A 17,966-nucleotide genomic window follows, 5' to 3' on the forward strand; every position below is an offset into this window, starting at 1 on the left:
TTATGCGCATTACCATTGATTCCTCCGATCAGCCGTTTATTCATCGTTTGCTGGGTGAAGAGATTGAACAGGTTGATACCACCTCAACGGATTTGCGTTTACAGCAAGCGTTGCAGGTTGCTCGCCAGCAGAAAAATCATGAAGCGAGTCTCGACTGGAGACGCAATGCACTGTTCCTTGTGTTGTTTATTTTTCTCTATGCTGCGATAGGCGCATCATTGACGCTAGATCTCACCACGCAGGCACCCAGCCACAAGAGCTTGGTTTACGCGCTGGAAGCCGTGCCGGTATTGATTGCTTTTTCTGGCCTTTTTGTTTCGCTGCTATTCTTGTTTTTCACCCGCAGCAGCGCGCGACGTTTACGCAGTTGGGATCAAAGCATTTCTATTTTGGAAAAATATACTGGCTCAACACTCTATCGTCAGATCAACGAAATGGGTGCGCGCACAACAGATTACTCTCAGTCAGCGATTAATGTCGCGCTGGCGCTGTTTATCTGTGTGACGTGGGTGGTGATGTACAACTACTTCACCTTTACCACCAGCGGCGTTATTGGCAGCGTGATTTCACTGTTTATCACTACCATGACCTATGTGATTTTGGATATCCAGCTGTTGAAGTCAGATACATCCATTGCGGTCGACGAACCGCTTATTCCTGCAGATGAAGATAAAGACAAAAAATAAACGTTTTGATCAGGCGGTTTAAAACCGCCTGTGAAAATAATGCCTATAATCACACTGATATTTTCATGATCAACGGATTCAGTTTGATTAAGGAGCAGTGATGAAGTTATGGCCTATCGCCGCAATTGCCGCGTTATCTTTGACGCTGGTAGCCTGTAAATCTCCAACGCCACCAAAAGGTGTCACGCCGATCTCCCCGTTCGATGTTAATCGTTATCTGGGAAAATGGTACGAGATTGCACGTCTCGATCACCGCTTTGAGCGCGGTAAAGATCACGTGACTGCCACCTACGCGAAACGCACTGATGGCGGCATTAGCGTGCTAAATCGCGGTTATGATCCAGTGAAAAAACAGTGGAACGAGAGTGATGGCAAAGCGTATTTTACCGGGAAACCTGATATCGCCGCGCTGAAAGTCTCCTTCTTTGGCCCCTTCTATGGTGGCTATAACGTTATCGCTCTAGATGAAGATTATCAGTACGCACTGGTCAGCGGTCCAAATCGCGATTATTTATGGATTTTATCGCGCCAACCTAAAATCCCCGACAACGTGAAACAGCAATATATTACAACGGCTAAACGACTGGGTTTCGCAGTTGATGAGCTAATATGGGTCAATCAGGACTAATTGTCGTTCCACTTCTTTGCCAAGTCCCAGAAACTGACATCGTCCAGAGAAGGATTCCTCTGGACGTTTTGATAACTGGAAGGGTTTTTAACCTCTCAAACTTTCATTTTCCAACTTAACCAGCGGTCAATTTCGTCTTCGGGTAAAGGGCGAGAATGGAAAAAGCCTTGAGCCTGATCGCAACCTAATTCTTTTAAGGCTTCCAGCGTTTCGCTATTTTCCACCCCTTCCGCCAGCACCACGTAATCCAGTTCTTTTAACATGGTGACAATGCTTTTAGTAATGATGCGCGAGGCGGTATCCGTGGTGAGTCCACTGACAATGGAGCGATCGATTTTAATCACATCCAGAGGCATCCGCCGCAAGTAACTGAAGTTACTGTAACCGGTGCCAAAATCATCCAGCGCGATACCAAAACCTCGCTGCTTCAGCATTTCAAGTCCCCGGATGGCGGCAGGACTCTCAAGAATGCGTTCAGTTTCAAGACATTCAATGCCCAAAAGACTCGTTGGAAGCCGGGCTTTCGTCATTTTGGTCTCAATCCTGTTGGCAAAATCTACATTGCTGAAATCGCGTACGCTGACATTCACCGTTATAGGTAGCTGTATTCCTTGCCCCTGAAGCCTTTTTAAGCGTTCGATGGTTTTATCAATCACCCATTCGGTGATCTCTTGCAAAAGGGAGGTTTGTTCAGCAAGCGGGATGAAATGAGCCGGTGACAGCTCTCCTCTGGTGGGATGCCGCCAGCGAATTAACGCCTCAAGCCCAATCGGCAATCCGGTCATGAGGCAAATTTTGGGTTGATAAACCAGATAGAGGCCGTGATTGTGGCGAACAGCGGTGACCAGATCATTCACTAGAGTAAAATCATCAGTGCGTCGCTCATCATTTTGTTCACTAAAACTCATGCAGGGAACACCGCGGCAAATGGCTTCGTGAAGAGCGCTGACTGCACGACGCAGCACTTCCTGAGCGGATATTTCATTGGGTACAAAAATGGCTTCACCCGTGTGTGTGGTGAGGTCCACTGACAAGCCCTCGCCTATTTCAGCCCGAACGCCCTCCATTCTGGCGGCTACCCATTCCGCATCAAAATGATGACTCTCAATGGAAAGCAACGCGAACCGCCCCGTTGCCACGGTATAGAGAAATTCGTTTTTACCAGGACGTAATCGCAGTGGTAGCAAAGTCGCCATATCTCTTAGCAGCCCTTCAACAGGCCCCATGCCGAGTGAGCGCGCCAGTTCATAGGCTCGCGGCATATCAATGCAATCGATGAGCACTAATCGGTGGGTTTGACCACCGTCCACTGCACGAAGAGTTTGCAAGTCGCGCAGCAGCTGTTGCCGATTGGGTAAGCCTGTCACAAGATCGGTGTAGCCAACCGAATGCCAGGCCTCAAGGAACGAAATCACCAGTTGTGAGAGTAATGTCAGGGTGGCCAGTTTTTCTTCGCTAAATTCACGCGGTTGATTATCCACCACGCACAGCGTACCCAGTACCGTACCTTCCTGGCTCGTTAGAGGAACTCCGGCGTAAAAACGCACGAAGGGTGCACCCGTGACAAAAGGGTTGGTGGCAAAACAACTGTCTTGCTGAGTGTCATTAATAACGAGCGGAGTGTCACCTTCGAAAACGTATTGGCAAATCGAGTCGGTGCGTACTGAATCAGCAACAACAAAATTATGGGCTGCTTTTATGTACTGAAAATCATCGTCGAGCACGGAGATAAAGCTACTGGGTACGTCCAGCGTGGTGCTGACAAGATGCGTAAATCGACTGAGTACATCATCACGACAGATATCAGGAGCGCGAAGTGCTTGCAGTGTAATCCGCCCAGAAACAAACTCTTCCACAACGCTCATACATAGCCATCCATATGATTTTGCAGGGATGGAAAATGTAAATTCAAAGAAACGAGTTCATTGTTCGTTACAAAATTACCCATGATCGCTGCGCTTATTGCATCCAACATTATTTTTCGTAAGCGCCATAGTATGCCTGAAGCCAGAGTTTGTCATGCTCATTTGCTTGGCCTAATGTCCGCATAAACAACATGTTAAAGACATTAGTTCAGCTTACATTGGCATGGTAGTAAATAACTGAAGACACTCCGAGTTTTTATCGTCATTTGTAAAACATGCTAATATGAATAGCTAATTTCTTGTTTTCAGGTGGTGCTAATCCCACCATGAAAAGAGTTATTAATTTTTCCCGTTAATCTCAATAAGTTAAATCTTTCAAACAACGCTGTTGCCTCTAATTTCATAGTCTCATTCTTAAGGTGAGGGAAATATGAATGGTATAACAGAACATAACGCCACAAAAAACACCGAATTATTATGGAGTTTCGTAGCATTCTCTTTTTTCCTATCATTCTGCTGCCACGCGAGTGAAATTAATCTTTATTCAATAAACACTGGGTCCTTTGTCTATCATTTAACAGGGAACCATGGCCAATACACTGAAAATTTTGAAAATAATTTCTTCTCTGTAGAACGTAAACTTTCCGAAGACTCAAAGTACAGTGTTCTGGTAGGAACCATGAAAAACAGCTTTGATGACCGCTGTATCGCTATCGGTGTTCGCAGAGACTGGGAAAAGTGGGACAACGGATGGACATTTAAGGGAATATACGGCTATACCGGTGAGTTTTTCTTTGATGCGTTTCAAAATTGCGGGGATCATGGTTCTTATCATGACTTTAAGAAAGCTACAGGGATTGGTTTCTCACCCTATATCTACCATGGGTTTCAATATAACTTCACACCTTATTTCGGTATAGAATCAGGCATTATCATACCTTCAGTTTTTGTTATTACGGTGCAGTGGAGTTTCAGGTAATGAATAAATAAACCAGAGCATGAATTGCTCCGGCTTACTATCCCAACGGCAAATGACTGCGTTTTCAGCTATTTGCCTTTACCCAACGAGCAATATCCTCATGAGTAGCAAACCACGCATTATAGGATTTTCCTAACTTAATAATCTCTTCAAGAATCCAAATGCGTGAACGTGCTGAAATAATATGCGGGTGCATGGTGAGCTGGAACAATCCGCCCTCCTGGTGTGCATACTCTAATTCACGACGAAAAATATCAAATACCGCTTCCGGTGGAGTGTAAGGACGATGAGCCTGAAACCGGTTCATCATAAAATACACTGCATCATCCCTTATCCACTCAACCGGCAGTTCTACCACGCCTGTCGGCTCGCCATCCAGCATCAGCTCATAGCAATTTTCATCCGCCATCAGTGAAGAGTCATAGATCAACCCCATTTCCTGAGCGATCCGTAACGTGTGGGGGCTAAAATCCCACGAGGGTGTGCGCATCCCGACAGGGCGCTTACCCAATACTTTTTCCAGCGTATCAGCTGACTTCAGCATCAGCGCGCGTTCATCTTCATATGAGAGCACGGAATTCAGCTCATGAATCCACCCGTGTAAACCGATCTCATGTCCTTGTGCACTTAAACGCGTCTGCTCCTCTGGGTAGAGTATCGCGCACACAGCGGGCACATAAAAACTGGCAGGCACCTGATATTTATTCAATAGTGTCTCTATGCGTGGAATCCCCACGCGCGTACCAAATTGCCCCCAACTCATACGGCCAAAAGATTGGCCACCATCGCGTAATTCGTTTGATTCATGATCACTGTCGAAAGAGAGTGCCACTGCAAATTCGGCCCCGTTAGGCCATTGCTTAGGTTTAAGCGCTTTGCCTGCACGTACATGGTTGACCTTTTCCTGCCAGACAGAGTCTGGCCACTGCCAGGGTTGTTGATCTTGCATCTGTTTAACTCCCGCCATCAACTGAGATGATTTGTCCGTTTATAAATGACGCCAGATCCGACGCCAGAAAAATCGCGGCATGGGCAATATCCTGAACCGTGCCAAGGCGGCGCAGCGCAATACCGTTTAAAACCTGCTGTTGACGTAATACGCCAAAATTATCCCACTGCTTTTGCGTTGCCTCGTTTGTAAAAACAAAACCTGGAGCAATAGCATTGACCTGGATGCCTTCTGGACCTAACTCATGAGCGAGCTGACGGGTGAGGCCGAGCATCGCGTGCTTGGCGGCACAATAGGCTTGCACGCCCGTCAGCGAGGCTTTCAGAGCCGCCCCCGAACAGATGTTGATTATCCGTCCCCGGCCCTGCTGTTTCATCGCAGGCGCAGCAGCTCGGCTCAGTACAAATGCAGCGCTGAGGTTAATATCAATGATGCGATTCCACTCATCATCACTGACTTGTTCCAAGGGTTTACCTTGTTGACCCGCGACACCCCCGGCATTATTAATTAAGACATCCACGGGGCCTGATGCGCAGATGCCAGCCATCCATTCGGCTGTCGCCTGGCGATCGAGAAGATCCACCACCGACGTCGCGATCCCTGACTGCGCTAAATCCGTCATTGACTCTGCACGGATATCACACAGATGGACTTCGGCGCCCAGGGTTTGAAATTGCTGTGCCATTTCACGTCCAAAACCAATAGCTCCACCGCTAATAGCGATGCGTTTACCACTAAATGAAATCATCATGGCAGTAACTCATTGAGGTTGTGATCGGCCTGTAGACGCTGGCCCGTTTCGATTTGATGAATCATCGTGATGAGTGCTTCAACCATTGGACAGGCCATTCCCTGTTCTGCCGCAATCCTGGTGACAATACCCAGTTGACCATCCACTTCAGTGACACGCTTACGCACGGCTAAATCCCGCCAGATGCCAGAATGTGTTTTACTGTTCGGACGATTGAACGCCACCATCGCTGCAAAGGTATTGTCTCTTTCCCTGCCGCTGGCAGCCTGTAGGAAGGCAGAAGGCTCAAAACCATTAAAGCCTTTGAGTGGGATTCGCAGCACTTCAGCCAGTTGCACGATTTCTGCTGCTAGTTGCGTCAATACGGGCCGGATATCCTGCCTTGCCAGGCAATCCGCGATACCCATTTGACCTGTCGCCTGTGCAAACAATAGCGATCCATAAGCCAGCTTGCCCCATAACCAACTATTGAGGTTTTCGGTCTGGATGACATCAGGCTCAAAATGGCGCAGATCCCGACACAACTTGTCCAGTCGCGTCGTCATGTTCCCATCCAATTCCCCTATCACTGCGGCACCACGGTTAGAAAAATGGATCTCGCCCGGCGCTATCCAGTCGGCATAAAAGTTGACGAACGCGCCCAAGGTGCGATCGGCTCCAACAACTTGCGCGATTGTCGATTCACATAAGCCATTTTGTAATGACAACACATAGCCATCTTCTGCCAGGAAAGGCTGCAGCAGAGCGGTGGCTTGTGCAGTGTGGTGTGACTTCACAGCCAGAAAAATACGTTTCCAACGCCCTTGCAGTTCGTCAGGTAAGAACGCGGGTGCGACCACATTAAAGTCCTCCAATCCCGTAATCCTTAACCCCCGCTGCGGATCGCGAATCTGGGTGACATGGTCTGCGTCTATATCAACAAAAGTCACAGATAAGCCTGCACGCGCAAGATAAGCCCCTACGGTGCCACCTATGGCACCCGCGCCCCAGATCAATATTTTATTGTCCATAACACTCACCTCCAGGTTATTGCAGTGACGCTTTAGCGGTTTCACGTAAACGCATAATGACCAGCCCAGAGGCCAATCCCGCGAGCATTAAATAAAAAGTTGGCGAGATGGCCATGCCGGTCAGGTCAATCAATCCCGTTGAGATGAACGGAGCGAATCCACCAAAGATCGCTGTGGAAAGGCTGTAGCCAATTGAAAGCAACATGGTGCGTGAAGCCGTGGGGAATATCTCGCACAGTGCCGCCGGCGCAGCACCTGAGAAGGCGGCAATAAACAGATTGAAAATAATCTGGACCGTCAGCACAACCGCCAAGGTCTTACTCGTGAGTACCCAAAGAAAAAGGGGGTAGGAAAGCACGACGAACGCCAGGCAGCAGGCTAATAACAGAGGTTTTCGGCCAATGCGATCGGAAAGCGCGCCAAAGAAAGGAATCGTCGCGACCATAATCGTCAGCGCAATTGCATTGGAAAAAAGCGCCTGAGTCTGGGTGAAACCCACTTGTTTGTTAAGGAAAGTCGGCATCCACGAAAGCATTACGTAGTAGGAAACTGTCCAGATAATGGCAAAACCAAATGTTTTTCCCATCAGTTGCATGGCGATACGAGTAGGCATTTTTTCTACTGGAGCAGGATTATTTTTCGCGGCAATAAAGGCTGGCGTTTCCTCCAGGTTGCGACGCATATATGCGCCAACAGGTAATAATACTGCTCCTAACAGGAAGGGAATGCGCCACGCCCATTCAACCATTTGGTGTTCAGTGAAGATCAGCGTGATCACCGCTACAACCAAACTTGTGACCAGCTGTGCGGAGGCAATAGCCGCCTGACCTAAGGCACCATAGAATCCACGTTTTCCCATGGGGGCTGATTCCACAACAAAGGTGGTCGCAGTCCCCCACTCTCCTCCAGCAGCCAAGCCCTGAATTAAACGAATAATCACTAACAGGATGGGTGCGATGATTCCGGCAGTTTCATACGTTGGCAGTAACCCGATACCCACGGTGCCCAATGCCATGCCATAGATGGTGATCTTCAACGCCAGACTACGGCCATATTTATCCGCAATCCGTCCTATTACAGCGCCTCCTAGCGGTCGCGCCAGAAAGCCTACGCCGAATGTAGCGAAACTGGCCAATAAACCTGTTGCACCGTCTCCCTGATAAAAGTTTTGCGCAATCAGCGAAGCCATGTAAGCGAAAATTATAAAGTCATAATATTCGAGCACATTGCCGATCATTGCAGCAAACAGCTGCCGCCGCTTCGGGGCAACAACTTGGCCCTGTGGGTAATCATTTAACGCCTGGGTGAACTGGTCTTGGCTCATAATGTAACTCTCAGTCAGGACGGCAGAAAAAGGAGGTTCACATATGCGAACAACAGTTCTCATATATGAATTACGCTGACATAATTTATTCAGGAGATAAAGAGGGGCTATCGCACCGGAAGTACCGCGACAGAAAAGGAGCATCCCCGCAGATAACGGAAATGACCGGAATTAAAAACTAATGAACATGTATATGGCGATAATTATCGCTATTTATGTGATTAAAACTGCCAGTTTTGCAGCTTTGAAAAGGAGAAACTTAACGTTAAAAATAAGAAGTTCGTATCATAACTAAAAAATTTCTCTTCTCAGAAAACACTATGCCAAGAGATCGGAAAGCTTTTTTCCCTCTTCAAGGACTGATTTAATAATGCGACTCTTCTTGTCACTAAACCGGGCAGAGACACAGGAAACATTAAGCATTGCCACCACTTCGCCCTGCGCATCTAAAACTGGCGTACACACCCCCGTCCCCCCGATATCAACTTCATCAGCAGAAATGGAATAGTGACGTGCAGCAGCCTCCGTTAATAAGGACTCAAGCTGTTGGGGGTCGGTAACCGTATATTTAGTCCACGGAACAATGGGATAACGAGCCAGTAGCGCCTGCCGCTCTTCTGTACTTTTCATTGCCAGATACATGCGCCCCATGGCGGTACAATGCACCGGCAATTGAGTTGACATCGCCATTTCATAGCGGATGGTCTGTGAGGCTAATGCCTGATGTACAAGCCGAATTTTACCTTCGGCAGACAACACTCCAAGTGTAACCGTCTCTTCAAGCTCACTTGCCATATTTGCCATCACTGGCCGAGCCTGCGACAGTAACTTTGTCAGTCGTGCCCCTCCCCAGCTAAAACCATGGCTGCGAAATGCGTCATTGAGTCGATAAACACCCTGTTCTGTCTTATCCAGGTAGCCACGTGCACATAACGTACGTAAAAGCCCTAAAGCGCTACTTTTAGGTAGATGAAAGGTTTGCGAAATAGCGGCCAGATTGGCCTCTTTGCCGCTTTCACTAAAGAATTCCAGCAAATCCAAAACACGGGCGGCAGAACGGACGACTTCACTCATAGAAAATCCATATAGGTACACATGTTCGTATATGCGAACACTATACGACGTTCTGAGCATGGATGCACGACGGCCCATAGCAGAGAAATGCGCTGAGCCGCGCTGTAACGCCTGTATTAAAGGTGGTTATTGTTAAACCAGACTGAAAGCGTTCGAGCCAATATCAAAGGCTGCTCCAGAGGGAGCATATGGCCACTATCACCGAGGGTGACGAAATCACCACCCAAGAGTGCGTTGATCTCGCGGGATTCGTTAAGACCACGCATGCCATCCCCTTCCGAAGCAATGACCAAAAGAGGACAAGCTATGGGACTACGCGTGATATCACGACGGTCTAATAATGCCTGCGCTCGGAAAACCTCAGCGCCAAGGTGTTTACCCATATCCCGGATTTTTTGGATAAGGTCCTGATCATTTTGGCGCAAGGCGTGTAACGCCGGTTTTAATACGGCGTCGCTGAAACCCTTAAAATCTCCCTGAAGCGCCGTTAGCGAAGCCTTATCCAGTAGTGCCTGCTGTTCGGGCGTATCTTCGCGCAGTGAAGTCGCGATCAGTACCATACCTGCGGTGCGTTCTGGGAAAGCCTCTGCAATGGCGCGCGCAACGTATCCACCGAGGGAAAAGCCGACCAAGATAAAGCGGGGTGGCAGATTTTCAACGATTTGACTCGCATACTCCGCGATGCTTTTACCTTTGCTTAGACTGGCTCGGATAAAAACGCGGTCTTCAGGATAGTTGTGCACAAAATCATCCCAGAGCGTTTCATCCAGCATGAAACCCGGGATCAGAACAATCGGTAATGGGGCGGTGTTCATCAGTTACTCCTTTAACTTGTAGGATTCGCTAGGGTATTTCAACGATACGGAGACATCGGCCTCACGGAATATAGAATCTTTTCTGGATAGTGCCTGTAAGGGTGGCTATCATCAACCCACCCTACCACCCATTGATAATTAAGGAGGATTACTATGTCACCGTGTGAGTTGTTTGTTTACGCACACTTTTATAGTAATTGGCCGCGCTCAGCTATCTCTGCATTCGTGCTGCGATAATCCGCCTGAGCGAAGTTAACTGAAAATCTAATCCCTTCCTCCGGCTTACCGGGTTGTCGTCAGCGATTAATGACGTCAGGCTTTTTTGCGCCTGCAACTTATGAGTAAGCACATGAGCACATTACTTTCCGCCCAGGCTGTCGGCTTCGATAATGCCTTCGGTACACTTTTTCATAACATTTATTTCAGCCTGAAAAAAGGCGATCGTATCGGTTTGCTGGGAGACAACGGCACCGGTAAAAGCACCCTATTGAAGATCCTGAGTGGTGAGATTGCCAGCAGCCATGGCAGCGTTACACTGGCGAATCAATGCTTGCTGGCGCGTATCGAGCAACACTTGCCGCCGCAGTTGCAGCAGGCTACGTTGCTGGAGGGCGTTACCGCTTTGCTGCCAGAACAACAACAGCTTAGCGAAACCTGGCGTGCCGAAGCATTACTCTCCTCGCTTGGGTTTAGCCCAGAGCAGCAACATCAATCGGCTGACACGCTCAGTGGTGGCCAGCATATGCGCCTGTTGCTGGCACGCGCACTCATTCTGCAACCTGATCTGCTGTTGCTGGATGAGCCCAGCAACCATCTCGATTTACCCACCATGCTGTGGCTCGAGCAGTTCCTGAACAACTGGAACGGCAGTTTTATCCTTGTTTCACATGACAGTACCTTGCTGGATCAGGTCACCAACTGTAGCTGGATTCTTCGTGATAAAAGCCTGCAGTTTTTCCGTCTACCCTGCACCGCGGCAAGGCGCGCATTGGCCATGCAAGATGAGGCAGATGCGCTGCGCTTTCAGGCTGAACAGAACGAGATTGATCGTGTCGAGAAGAGTGCCAAACGGTTGGCTATTTGGGGGCGCAATTACGATAACGAAGGATTGTCGCGTAAAGCGCAGCAAATGGAAAAACGCGCGGGCTGGTTAAAAGAGGCGCAAACCACCCTCACCGAAGGCAACCTTTGGCGGCTACAGTTACAGGGAGAATCACTGGACGCTGACCGTGTGCTGGCGCTACCGGAGATGACCGTTCATCCCGCTGAACATGCTCCTGCACTGTTTGCTTTGCCGGCATTGCAGGTGAAAAGCGGCGATCGTGTGGCGATCGTTGGACGCAATGGCAGCGGCAAGTCCTCGCTGCTGCGTCAGCTCTGGCTCGATTACCAATGCGAAAACACGTCGCTGTTTCATCCCCGCGCGCGTCTAGGTTACTACGACCAAAGTCTCTATCAGCTGCGAGATGAAGAAACATTAAGTGAGGCGTTGGCACATTTTGCCCCACTGAGTGACGAGCAGCGCAAAATGGCGCTAATTGGTGCAGGGTTTCCTTATGTGCGTCATCAACAACGGGTCGGTTCTCTTAGCGGTGGCGAACGTTCGCGCCTGCTGTTTGTCGGCTTAACGTTGGCACGATATTCCTTGTTGTTGCTGGATGAGCCGACCAACCACCTGGATATGGTCGGCAAAGAGGAACTGGCTGAGGCACTGAATCAGTTTGCCGGTGCCGTACTGTTGGTATCACACGATCGCAGTTTGATTGCCAGCAGCTGTAACCGTTTCTGGCTGATACAGGATCAACAGTTGAGTGAATGGCATGATGTCGACCAGGCTACCGAGAAAATGCGCGCCGAGCAATCCATGGAGGCCATAACCTCAATCACCCAAGCGGTGTCTCCTCAATCATTAGACGATGAGGATGCCTTGCTGCTGGCGTTATGCGAACTGGAAAGTAAGCTAGATGAAGATCTCGCGCGCAAACCTAAGCACCAAAAATCGGGGGTTCAAGCGCAATGGCGGGATGAAATTGCACAGTTGAAACGGCAGTTAGGGCTAGCGTAATTTGCTGAAAAGGACGGCAGCGGCGCGATGAATCGCGCCTCTGCCACTCAGTAGCAATTTACACCTGAGCAGCGCTCAGAGCCTGCGCCGCTCTCTTCAACTGGTCCGCCGGGTTACGCCCAAGCAAAACGTATTGATAACCGTTGCGGTGCCACCATACCAGATTCATACCATGGCGTTTTTCCTGTGCCAGCTCGCTTTGGTGGGGATGATCCTCACGCGAAATACACAGCGCCATGGGGCCGTAACTGTGATGATTCCACGCAATTTGCGTGATCAGCGCATCGTCATAGCGCAGCATGCGCACGCTCTTCAAGCTCGCTTCCGGCAGCGTCAGTTGTGCTGCAGTCAGATGCAGATCAAGATCGCGCGCTGTGCGCTCAAGTGAACGCGCCAACACCGGGGCAGAACTATCAACATCCGCCAAGGTTTCAGGGCTGTAGAGCGACATGTACTGTGCTTCCAGTTCACGAATGCGCTCGCTTTCACCTTGTTCTGCTTTTGCCACCGGGCGAGCCAAAAAGCCGACACCACTACCCACCAGCAGAAAACTTACTGACGCGGCGATCAATGCGCGACGGCTGACTTGCACAGGCGCGTTAATCGGTGCCGATGGCGTATTAGCCAACAAATATTCGAGCCGTGGCTCCATGCGTTCTAGCGGCGCGTCATTCAACATCGGCGCGAATGCATCGGCAAAAGGTTGGTTGCTTTTCATGAATTCAGCGGTACGTGCTGACAATGTTTCACTGCGTTTCAGTTCGGTCTCAAACGCCTGCGCATCTTCCGCACACATCTCACCATCCAGCCAGGCCACTATCGCCTCATCGGCATAGGGCGACGTAAATCGAGGGGCATTCACAAACGTTTCTCCTGTACCGCGGGCTGTGCCGTCACTGCGCTGGCTAAAGTGGTGCGTGCCGCAGCAAGGCGGCTCATTATGGTGCCAATCGGTACGGCCAGCGTGTCGGCGGCTTCCTGATAGGTGAAGCCTTCAACATAAACTAAGAATACCGCGTTGCGTTGCGCTTCGGGTAACTGCCCCACGCGCTGCATCACTTTGGCGTACTGAATGCGTTGCTCATTTTGAAGTTGGTGATCGGGGGCCAGAAGCTCATCGCTTTCGACGAATCCCTGCCCCATACGCACTCGCTGCGCGCGCAGTTCATTGATCCACACCGAATGCAACACAGTGAACAGCCAACGGTCGATGCGCGTACCCGGTGTGTATTGGGCGCTGCGTTCCAGCGCCCGAACACAGGTGGACTGCACCAGTTCTTCGGCCACATCGCGATTACGCGACAACAGCATCGCATAACGCCACATGCGCGCCAAATGTGCCGCCAGATGCTGACGAACTTCAGTGCTAGTAATTTTTACGTCCCCCTTCAACGGTGATCATCAGGTTTCTGGGTGACCATTGATGGCTGCATGCAAATCGCGATATTCCTCGCAGTTAACCCCACACAGCGATTTAATAATGGTCAGTTGCTCCTTCGCCAGATCGGGGCGTCCTTTAATCATCCACGCCTCGCCCAGATATTCACGGACCTTAGCGTATTTGGGATCCAGCGCGATAGATTTCTGATAGTAAGCCATACCTTCATCGGTTCGGCCTAGTTTGCGCGTAGCGTAACCACGGTAGTTCCAAGCCTCTTTGGTGTTTTGATTGTGCAACGTATCCAGTAGGTTGAGCGCAGCTTGGTACTCGCCCTTTTTCGCCAGATGATAAGCATAGTTCGTCTTATCTTCATCACTCAGCATGCTGGTTTTTTCCGGCATACAGGACTTCGTTTTGCTGTCATACACTTGCCCTTTCGGGCAGTCCGGGGTTTTCTTGTCGCTGTCGTCATCACCCATCGCCAATGCAGCGGGTGCATGCAGCACCATGAGCAGCACGGGCACGGCAAACCAGCGAACCTGATTGATCGTCTTCATCATTTATCCTCACGGAGTGGCATTGAATCGCGCAACGGCAGCATACGGCGCAGCACGTTGTCACGCAGAACGTAGTGATGGAGCAACGCCGCCAGCGCATGCGCGCCCGCCAGGATAATCAGCGCCCAGGCAACGTTATTATGCAAATCCGCCAGCGTGTGGCGTAGCGCAGTATCGACATGAATAAAGGTCGGTACATCGAACAACCCAAAGAAGCTAAACGGTTCCTGTTGTGACCAGCGGAACATAAAACCTAACGCGACCTGAGTGAACAGCAGCAGATACAACAGGCCGTGCACCGCATGCGCCATGATACGCATCAGCGCACTGTTTTCGGCGGGCGCGACAGCCAGGTGCGACTGACGTTGGCAGTAAAACCGCCACAGCGGACGCACAATCATCACCAGTGCCAATAAAATGCCAAAAGAGATATGCCATGCCTGCAATCCTTTACGCAGCGGCGTCCCTTTCTCCAGTTGTTCCCAGATATGCGCGGAAGCAAAAAGAAAAATCACGCTAAAGGCGGTTATCCAGTGCAGCGTCATGCTGAAAGCGTCATAGCGCTGACGCGGTTTTTGGCGGGTTGAAACAGACATAGCATTTCCCAAAAAGTGAATTATTTAAGGGGTAAACAACTCATCAACACTTTCTATTCGGAAAATTTTCATTTTTTTCTGAACGCGACCTGTTTAGTGGAAAAATCCTGACGAATTTTCTCCTGTTTGTTGCATTTAGTGATTATTATTCTCGCTTCATTAAAGGGACGATTATGTTGAATACCTCTAAAAAGCGGCTTTTAGTCGCTATTGCAACGTTGGTTATTATTCTTTTGGTCTGGGCATACAGCAGTTCACGACCTAAACCCAATTCACTGGTCACTGCCGTCGTGCGCCAAGGCAGTATTGAAAACGTGATTGCCGCTACCGGTAAGATGGACGCCATCGAACGCGTGAATGTCGGTGCACAGGTGTCCGGTCAGGTCAAAAAGCTCTATATCAAAGCCGGTGATGCCGTAAGCAAAGGTGAACTGATCGCGGAAATTGACGATCAACCGCAGCGCAGTGATTTACGTAATGCGCAGGCGGCATTGAGCGTTGCCCAAGCCGATTTAGAGACGCGTGAAGCAGCACTGGTAAGGCAGGATGCACAGTTCAAGCGACTGCAACAGATGCTAAAAACCAACGCGGTTTCTCGCCAAGATTACGACGAAGCTGCTGAAGCCTGGAGCACCGCGCGCGCGGAATTGACAGCCCAAAAGGCGCGCGTCATTCAGGCGCAAATTGAGGTCGATAAAAAACAGCTCGATCTGAGTTATACCCGCATCATGGCGCCGATGGATGGCACGGTCATCGCCATCGTCACCAAGCAGGGTCAAACCGTCAACGCCGCGCAGAGTGCGCCGACCATCGCCAAGCTGGCGCAACTCGGCACCATGACCATCAAAGTGCAGATCTCCGAAGCGGATATCAACAACGTCAAACCCGGCCAGCAGGCATGGTTTACGACGTTTGCGAATCCGGATAAACGCTACAACGCCACCTTGCGCAGCATTGAGTTGGCACCCGAATCGGTGATGAAAGATGACGCATTGATGGGCAACAGTGAAAGCACGCCCACCAGTAGCACCAACGCGGCCATTTACTACAATGCCCTACTTGATGTGCCCAACCCAGATAACGCGTTGCGCATTTCGATGACTGCGCAGGTCAATTTATTACGGGATGCGGCCAAAGACGCACTGTTGATTCCGGTTCAAGCCACCAAAAAAGATGCGGACGGCAAAACCTTTGTTGAAGTGACGGATAAACAGGATCAGCCTGAGAAACGTATCATCACCACCGGGATTTCTGACAGCGTTGATATTCAGGTGTTAAGCGGCTTGAAGGCCGGTGAAAAAGTGATTCTTGCCACCCAGGCAGTCGGCGCTGACAAGGTGGTGATGTGAGTATCATCGAACTGAAAAACATTCAGCGCAGCTATGTTAACGGTTCGCAATCTCTGCATGTGCTGAAAGACATCAACCTGCAAATCGCCAGCGGTGAAATGGTGGCGATTATTGGCCCGTCCGGTTCGGGTAAATCAACGCTCTTAAATATTCTCGGCTGCCTGGACGCTGCCGATAGCGGTGACTATTTTATTGATGGCAAAAACACCGCGTCACTCTCACACGATGCGCTGGCCAAAGTGCGCCGCGAACATATCGGCTTTATCTTCCAGCGCTACCATTTAATGCCAGATCTTACCGCGTTGAGTAATGTCGAGATCCCAGCGATTTATGCCAATCTGCCCGGCCCGTCACGCCGTGAACGCGCCGCTCAGTTACTGGAACGGTTGGGGCTACGGGGTCGAGAGCACCATAAGCCGGGCGAACTCTCCGGTGGCCAGCAACAACGCGTCAGTATCGCACGTGCGCTGATGAACGGTGCGGAGATCATCCTCGCCGACGAACCCACCGGTGCGCTGGATTCGCACTCCGGTGAGGAAGTATTACGTATTCTGCACGACCTGAATCGTGAAGGTCATACGGTGATTATCGTTACACACGATATGAAGGTGGCTCAGCATGCTGAGCGCATCATTGAAATTCAGGATGGGGAAATTTTTGCCGACAGCGGTCGCCAGCAAAATGCCGTGCGTGCGCGTTATATCCCGGCGCCACGCAAAAGTCAGAGCAAGCTCAGGGGCTTTGTTGACCGCCTGCGCGAGTCGATGAGCATGGCACTGAACGCCATGAATACTCATCGTTTACGCACTGCGCTGACCATGACCGGTATCATCTTTGGCATCGCCGCCGTTGTCACAGTGGTGGCATTAGGCCAAGGCGCGCGTGAAAAGACCTTGGAAAGCATTTCCGGTCTCGGCACTAACGTGGTGTCTGTCTATGCGGGTGGTGATTTTGCCGAGGATGATGCGCATCCTGTTTTGACGCTCGTGATGGCCGATGCCGATGTGATTGCTCGTCAGCAGTTTGTCGATAAAGTCAGTCCTGAACTGCTCTCAACTCAGCCTATTCGCTACCTGTCGAATCTTCGAAAGCATCGGTATCGGGTGTCGGCAAAGATTATTTTGAGATTCAGGGCATCAAACTCACTGAAGGCAGCAACTTCAGTGACGAGCGTCACGCACAGCAAGAGATCATCATTGATACCAATACGCGCAACAAGCTCTTTGCCCCTCATGAGAACCCCATCGGCAAGATGATTGTATTGGGCTCCGTGCCGGTGCGCGTCATTGGTGTTGCGCACGAAGATAACGGTATCTCCCCTAATCGCTTAAGCGTTTGGCTGCCCTGGAGCACCATGATGTACCGCATCAGCGGGCAAACCGCGCTCACCAGTATCAGCATCAAACTCAAAGAGGATGTGGTAAGCGGCCCGGCGGTGGAGTCACTGACGCAATTACTGACCGCGCGTCACGGAACCAAAGACTTCCTGATGTTCAATCGCGATAAGTACCGTAAAGCCATCGAAGGCGCGGCGGCAACGTTGACCTTGTTGATATTAATGGTGGCATCGATCGCGCTGATGATTGGCAGTATCGGCGTGATGAACATTATGTTGGTGTCCGTTACCGAACGCACGCATGAGATTGGGGTGCGGATGGCGGTAGGTGCACGGCGTGGCGACATTATGCAGCAGTTTATGATTGAAGCAGTGCTGGTGTGTTTGGTGGGCGGATCGCTCGGTGTCGCGCTCTCTTTGGTGATCGGTCCACTGATTAGCCTGATGGCGGGCGGCGTGCTGACCGCTATCTACTCCTGGGAATCAGCGGGCGCGGCCTTTGCCTGCTCCACCATCATCGGCATGATTTTTGGTTATTTGCCGGCTCGCAAGGCCGCTCGTATGGACCCGGTGGCAGCGCTGGCGAGCGAGTAACCCTTAG

Annotated in this window: 16 protein-coding genes and 1 pseudogene; 6 read left to right on the forward strand and 11 right to left on the reverse strand. The window is 50.4% G+C overall.

What is annotated here, in order from left to right; all coding sequences use genetic code 11:
- The first annotated feature begins 2 nt into the window (after positions 1-2).
- Together HA51_RS02165 and blc are read left to right on the forward strand one after the other, a co-directional pair.
- Positions 3-686: a RipA family octameric membrane protein gene (locus tag HA51_RS02165; protein ID WP_084931645.1), complete on the forward strand. Its 684-nt coding sequence runs from the start codon at positions 3-5 to the stop codon at positions 684-686.
- Positions 687-786: 100 nt separating this feature from the next.
- Positions 787-1,314 carry an outer membrane lipoprotein Blc gene (gene blc, locus HA51_RS02170; protein ID WP_084931646.1) on the forward strand — a complete coding sequence of 176 codons (528 nt, stop codon included), beginning with the start codon at positions 787-789 and terminating at the stop codon, positions 1,312-1,314.
- 95 nt (positions 1,315-1,409) lie between these two features.
- Here blc and HA51_RS02175 read toward each other — a convergent pair whose 3' ends face one another.
- Positions 1,410-3,179, reverse strand: coding sequence for a sensor domain-containing phosphodiesterase (locus HA51_RS02175; protein ID WP_084931647.1), 1,770 nt, complete (start codon positions 3,177-3,179; stop codon positions 1,410-1,412).
- 430 nt (positions 3,180-3,609) lie between these two features.
- Between HA51_RS02175 and HA51_RS02180 the strand changes: the two genes are divergently transcribed.
- A complete protein-coding gene (locus HA51_RS02180) occupies positions 3,610-4,158 on the forward strand; it encodes a hypothetical protein (RefSeq protein ID WP_245840124.1) in 549 nt (182 codons plus the stop codon).
- 64 nt (positions 4,159-4,222) lie between these two features.
- Here HA51_RS02180 and HA51_RS02185 read toward each other — a convergent pair whose 3' ends face one another.
- The 6 genes from HA51_RS02185 to HA51_RS02210 form a co-directional block, all read right to left on the reverse strand.
- Entirely contained in the window at positions 4,223-5,107 is an 885-nt protein-coding gene (locus HA51_RS02185) for a polysaccharide deacetylase family protein (protein ID WP_084931648.1), read from the reverse strand.
- Between the two features lie 4 nt (positions 5,108-5,111).
- Positions 5,112-5,858, reverse strand: a complete 747-nt coding sequence (locus tag HA51_RS02190) for an SDR family NAD(P)-dependent oxidoreductase (RefSeq protein ID WP_084931649.1) — start codon at positions 5,856-5,858, stop codon at positions 5,112-5,114.
- The gene (locus tag HA51_RS02195) at positions 5,855-6,868 is read right to left on the reverse strand and encodes a ketopantoate reductase family protein (protein WP_084931650.1); all 1,014 of its coding nucleotides are present in this window, start codon (positions 6,866-6,868) and stop codon (positions 5,855-5,857) included. The genes HA51_RS02190 and HA51_RS02195 overlap by 4 nt, the downstream gene beginning before the upstream one ends.
- Before the next feature lie 16 nt (positions 6,869-6,884).
- Positions 6,885-8,255 carry an MFS transporter gene (locus tag HA51_RS02200; RefSeq protein WP_245840125.1) on the reverse strand — a complete coding sequence of 457 codons (1,371 nt, stop codon included), beginning with the start codon at positions 8,253-8,255 and terminating at the stop codon, positions 6,885-6,887.
- Positions 8,256-8,510: 255 nt separating this feature from the next.
- Entirely contained in the window at positions 8,511-9,266 is a 756-nt protein-coding gene (locus HA51_RS02205) for an IclR family transcriptional regulator (RefSeq protein ID WP_158087349.1), read from the reverse strand.
- A 116-nt stretch (positions 9,267-9,382) separates the two neighbouring features.
- Complete coding sequence (locus HA51_RS02210; protein ID WP_084931653.1) at positions 9,383-10,081, reverse strand: alpha/beta fold hydrolase; 699 nt, start codon at positions 10,079-10,081, stop codon at positions 9,383-9,385.
- Positions 10,082-10,430: 349 nt separating this feature from the next.
- Between HA51_RS02210 and HA51_RS02215 the strand changes: the two genes are divergently transcribed.
- The gene (locus HA51_RS02215) at positions 10,431-12,146 is read left to right on the forward strand and encodes an ATP-binding cassette domain-containing protein (protein WP_084931654.1); all 1,716 of its coding nucleotides are present in this window, start codon (positions 10,431-10,433) and stop codon (positions 12,144-12,146) included.
- 58 nt (positions 12,147-12,204) lie between these two features.
- Here the strand turns inward: HA51_RS02215 and HA51_RS02220 are convergent, their stop codons facing one another.
- The 4 genes from HA51_RS02220 to HA51_RS02235 form a co-directional block, all read right to left on the reverse strand.
- On the reverse strand, positions 12,205-13,008 hold the full coding sequence (locus HA51_RS02220; protein WP_084931655.1) for an anti-sigma factor: 804 nt from the start codon (positions 13,006-13,008) through the stop codon (positions 12,205-12,207).
- Entirely contained in the window at positions 13,005-13,472 is a 468-nt protein-coding gene (locus HA51_RS02225; protein ID WP_425435680.1) for a sigma-70 family RNA polymerase sigma factor, read from the reverse strand. The genes HA51_RS02220 and HA51_RS02225 overlap by 4 nt, the downstream gene beginning before the upstream one ends.
- A gap of 75 nt (positions 13,473-13,547) precedes the next feature.
- Positions 13,548-14,084 (reverse strand): tetratricopeptide repeat protein, encoded by a 537-nt coding sequence (locus HA51_RS02230; RefSeq protein WP_084931656.1) that lies wholly within the window; start codon positions 14,082-14,084, stop codon positions 13,548-13,550.
- Positions 14,084-14,680 carry a cytochrome b gene (locus tag HA51_RS02235; protein WP_084931657.1) on the reverse strand — a complete coding sequence of 199 codons (597 nt, stop codon included), beginning with the start codon at positions 14,678-14,680 and terminating at the stop codon, positions 14,084-14,086. Before HA51_RS02235 ends, HA51_RS02230 begins: the two co-directional genes overlap by 1 nt.
- Positions 14,681-14,853: 173 nt before the next feature.
- Between HA51_RS02235 and HA51_RS02240 the strand changes: the two genes are divergently transcribed.
- Positions 14,854-16,029, forward strand: coding sequence for an efflux RND transporter periplasmic adaptor subunit (locus tag HA51_RS02240; protein WP_084931658.1), 1,176 nt, complete (start codon positions 14,854-14,856; stop codon positions 16,027-16,029).
- Positions 16,026-17,959: pseudogene (locus HA51_RS02245) on the forward strand (MacB family efflux pump subunit). Before HA51_RS02240 ends, HA51_RS02245 begins: the two are co-directional and overlap by 4 nt.
- Positions 17,960-17,966: the final 7 nt, after the last annotated feature.

The organism is Pantoea rwandensis (assembly GCF_002095475.1).
GTDB lineage: Bacteria > Pseudomonadota > Gammaproteobacteria > Enterobacterales > Enterobacteriaceae > Pantoea > Pantoea rwandensis.

Excerpts from the sequence above, each read along its gene's own strand:
- HA51_RS02210 (WP_084931653.1), bottom strand. The coding sequence starts at position 10,081 with ATGAACACCGCCCCATTACCGATTGTTCTGATCCCGGGTTTCATGCTG.
- HA51_RS02215 (WP_084931654.1), top strand. The coding sequence starts at position 10,431 with ATGAGCACATTACTTTCCGCCCAGGCTGTCGGCTTCGATAATGCCTTC.
- HA51_RS02205 (WP_158087349.1), bottom strand. The coding sequence starts at position 9,266 with ATGAGTGAAGTCGTCCGTTCTGCCGCCCGTGTTTTGGATTTGCTGGAA.
- HA51_RS02225 (WP_425435680.1), bottom strand. The coding sequence starts at position 13,472 with ATGTGGCGTTATGCGATGCTGTTGTCGCGTAATCGCGATGTGGCCGAA.
- HA51_RS02175 (WP_084931647.1), bottom strand. The coding sequence starts at position 3,179 with ATGAGCGTTGTGGAAGAGTTTGTTTCTGGGCGGATTACACTGCAAGCA.
- HA51_RS02185 (WP_084931648.1), bottom strand. The coding sequence starts at position 5,107 with ATGCAAGATCAACAACCCTGGCAGTGGCCAGACTCTGTCTGGCAGGAA.
- HA51_RS02180 (WP_245840124.1), top strand. The coding sequence starts at position 3,610 with ATGAATGGTATAACAGAACATAACGCCACAAAAAACACCGAATTATTA.
- HA51_RS02230 (WP_084931656.1), bottom strand. The coding sequence starts at position 14,084 with ATGAAGACGATCAATCAGGTTCGCTGGTTTGCCGTGCCCGTGCTGCTC.
- HA51_RS02165 (WP_084931645.1), top strand. The coding sequence starts at position 3 with ATGCGCATTACCATTGATTCCTCCGATCAGCCGTTTATTCATCGTTTG.
- HA51_RS02190 (WP_084931649.1), bottom strand. The coding sequence starts at position 5,858 with ATGATGATTTCATTTAGTGGTAAACGCATCGCTATTAGCGGTGGAGCT.
- HA51_RS02235 (WP_084931657.1), bottom strand. The coding sequence starts at position 14,680 with ATGTCTGTTTCAACCCGCCAAAAACCGCGTCAGCGCTATGACGCTTTC.
- HA51_RS02240 (WP_084931658.1), top strand. The coding sequence starts at position 14,854 with ATGTTGAATACCTCTAAAAAGCGGCTTTTAGTCGCTATTGCAACGTTG.
- HA51_RS02200 (WP_245840125.1), bottom strand. The coding sequence starts at position 8,255 with ATGAGAACTGTTGTTCGCATATGTGAACCTCCTTTTTCTGCCGTCCTG.
- HA51_RS02195 (WP_084931650.1), bottom strand. The coding sequence starts at position 6,868 with ATGGACAATAAAATATTGATCTGGGGCGCGGGTGCCATAGGTGGCACC.
- blc (WP_084931646.1), top strand. The coding sequence starts at position 787 with ATGAAGTTATGGCCTATCGCCGCAATTGCCGCGTTATCTTTGACGCTG.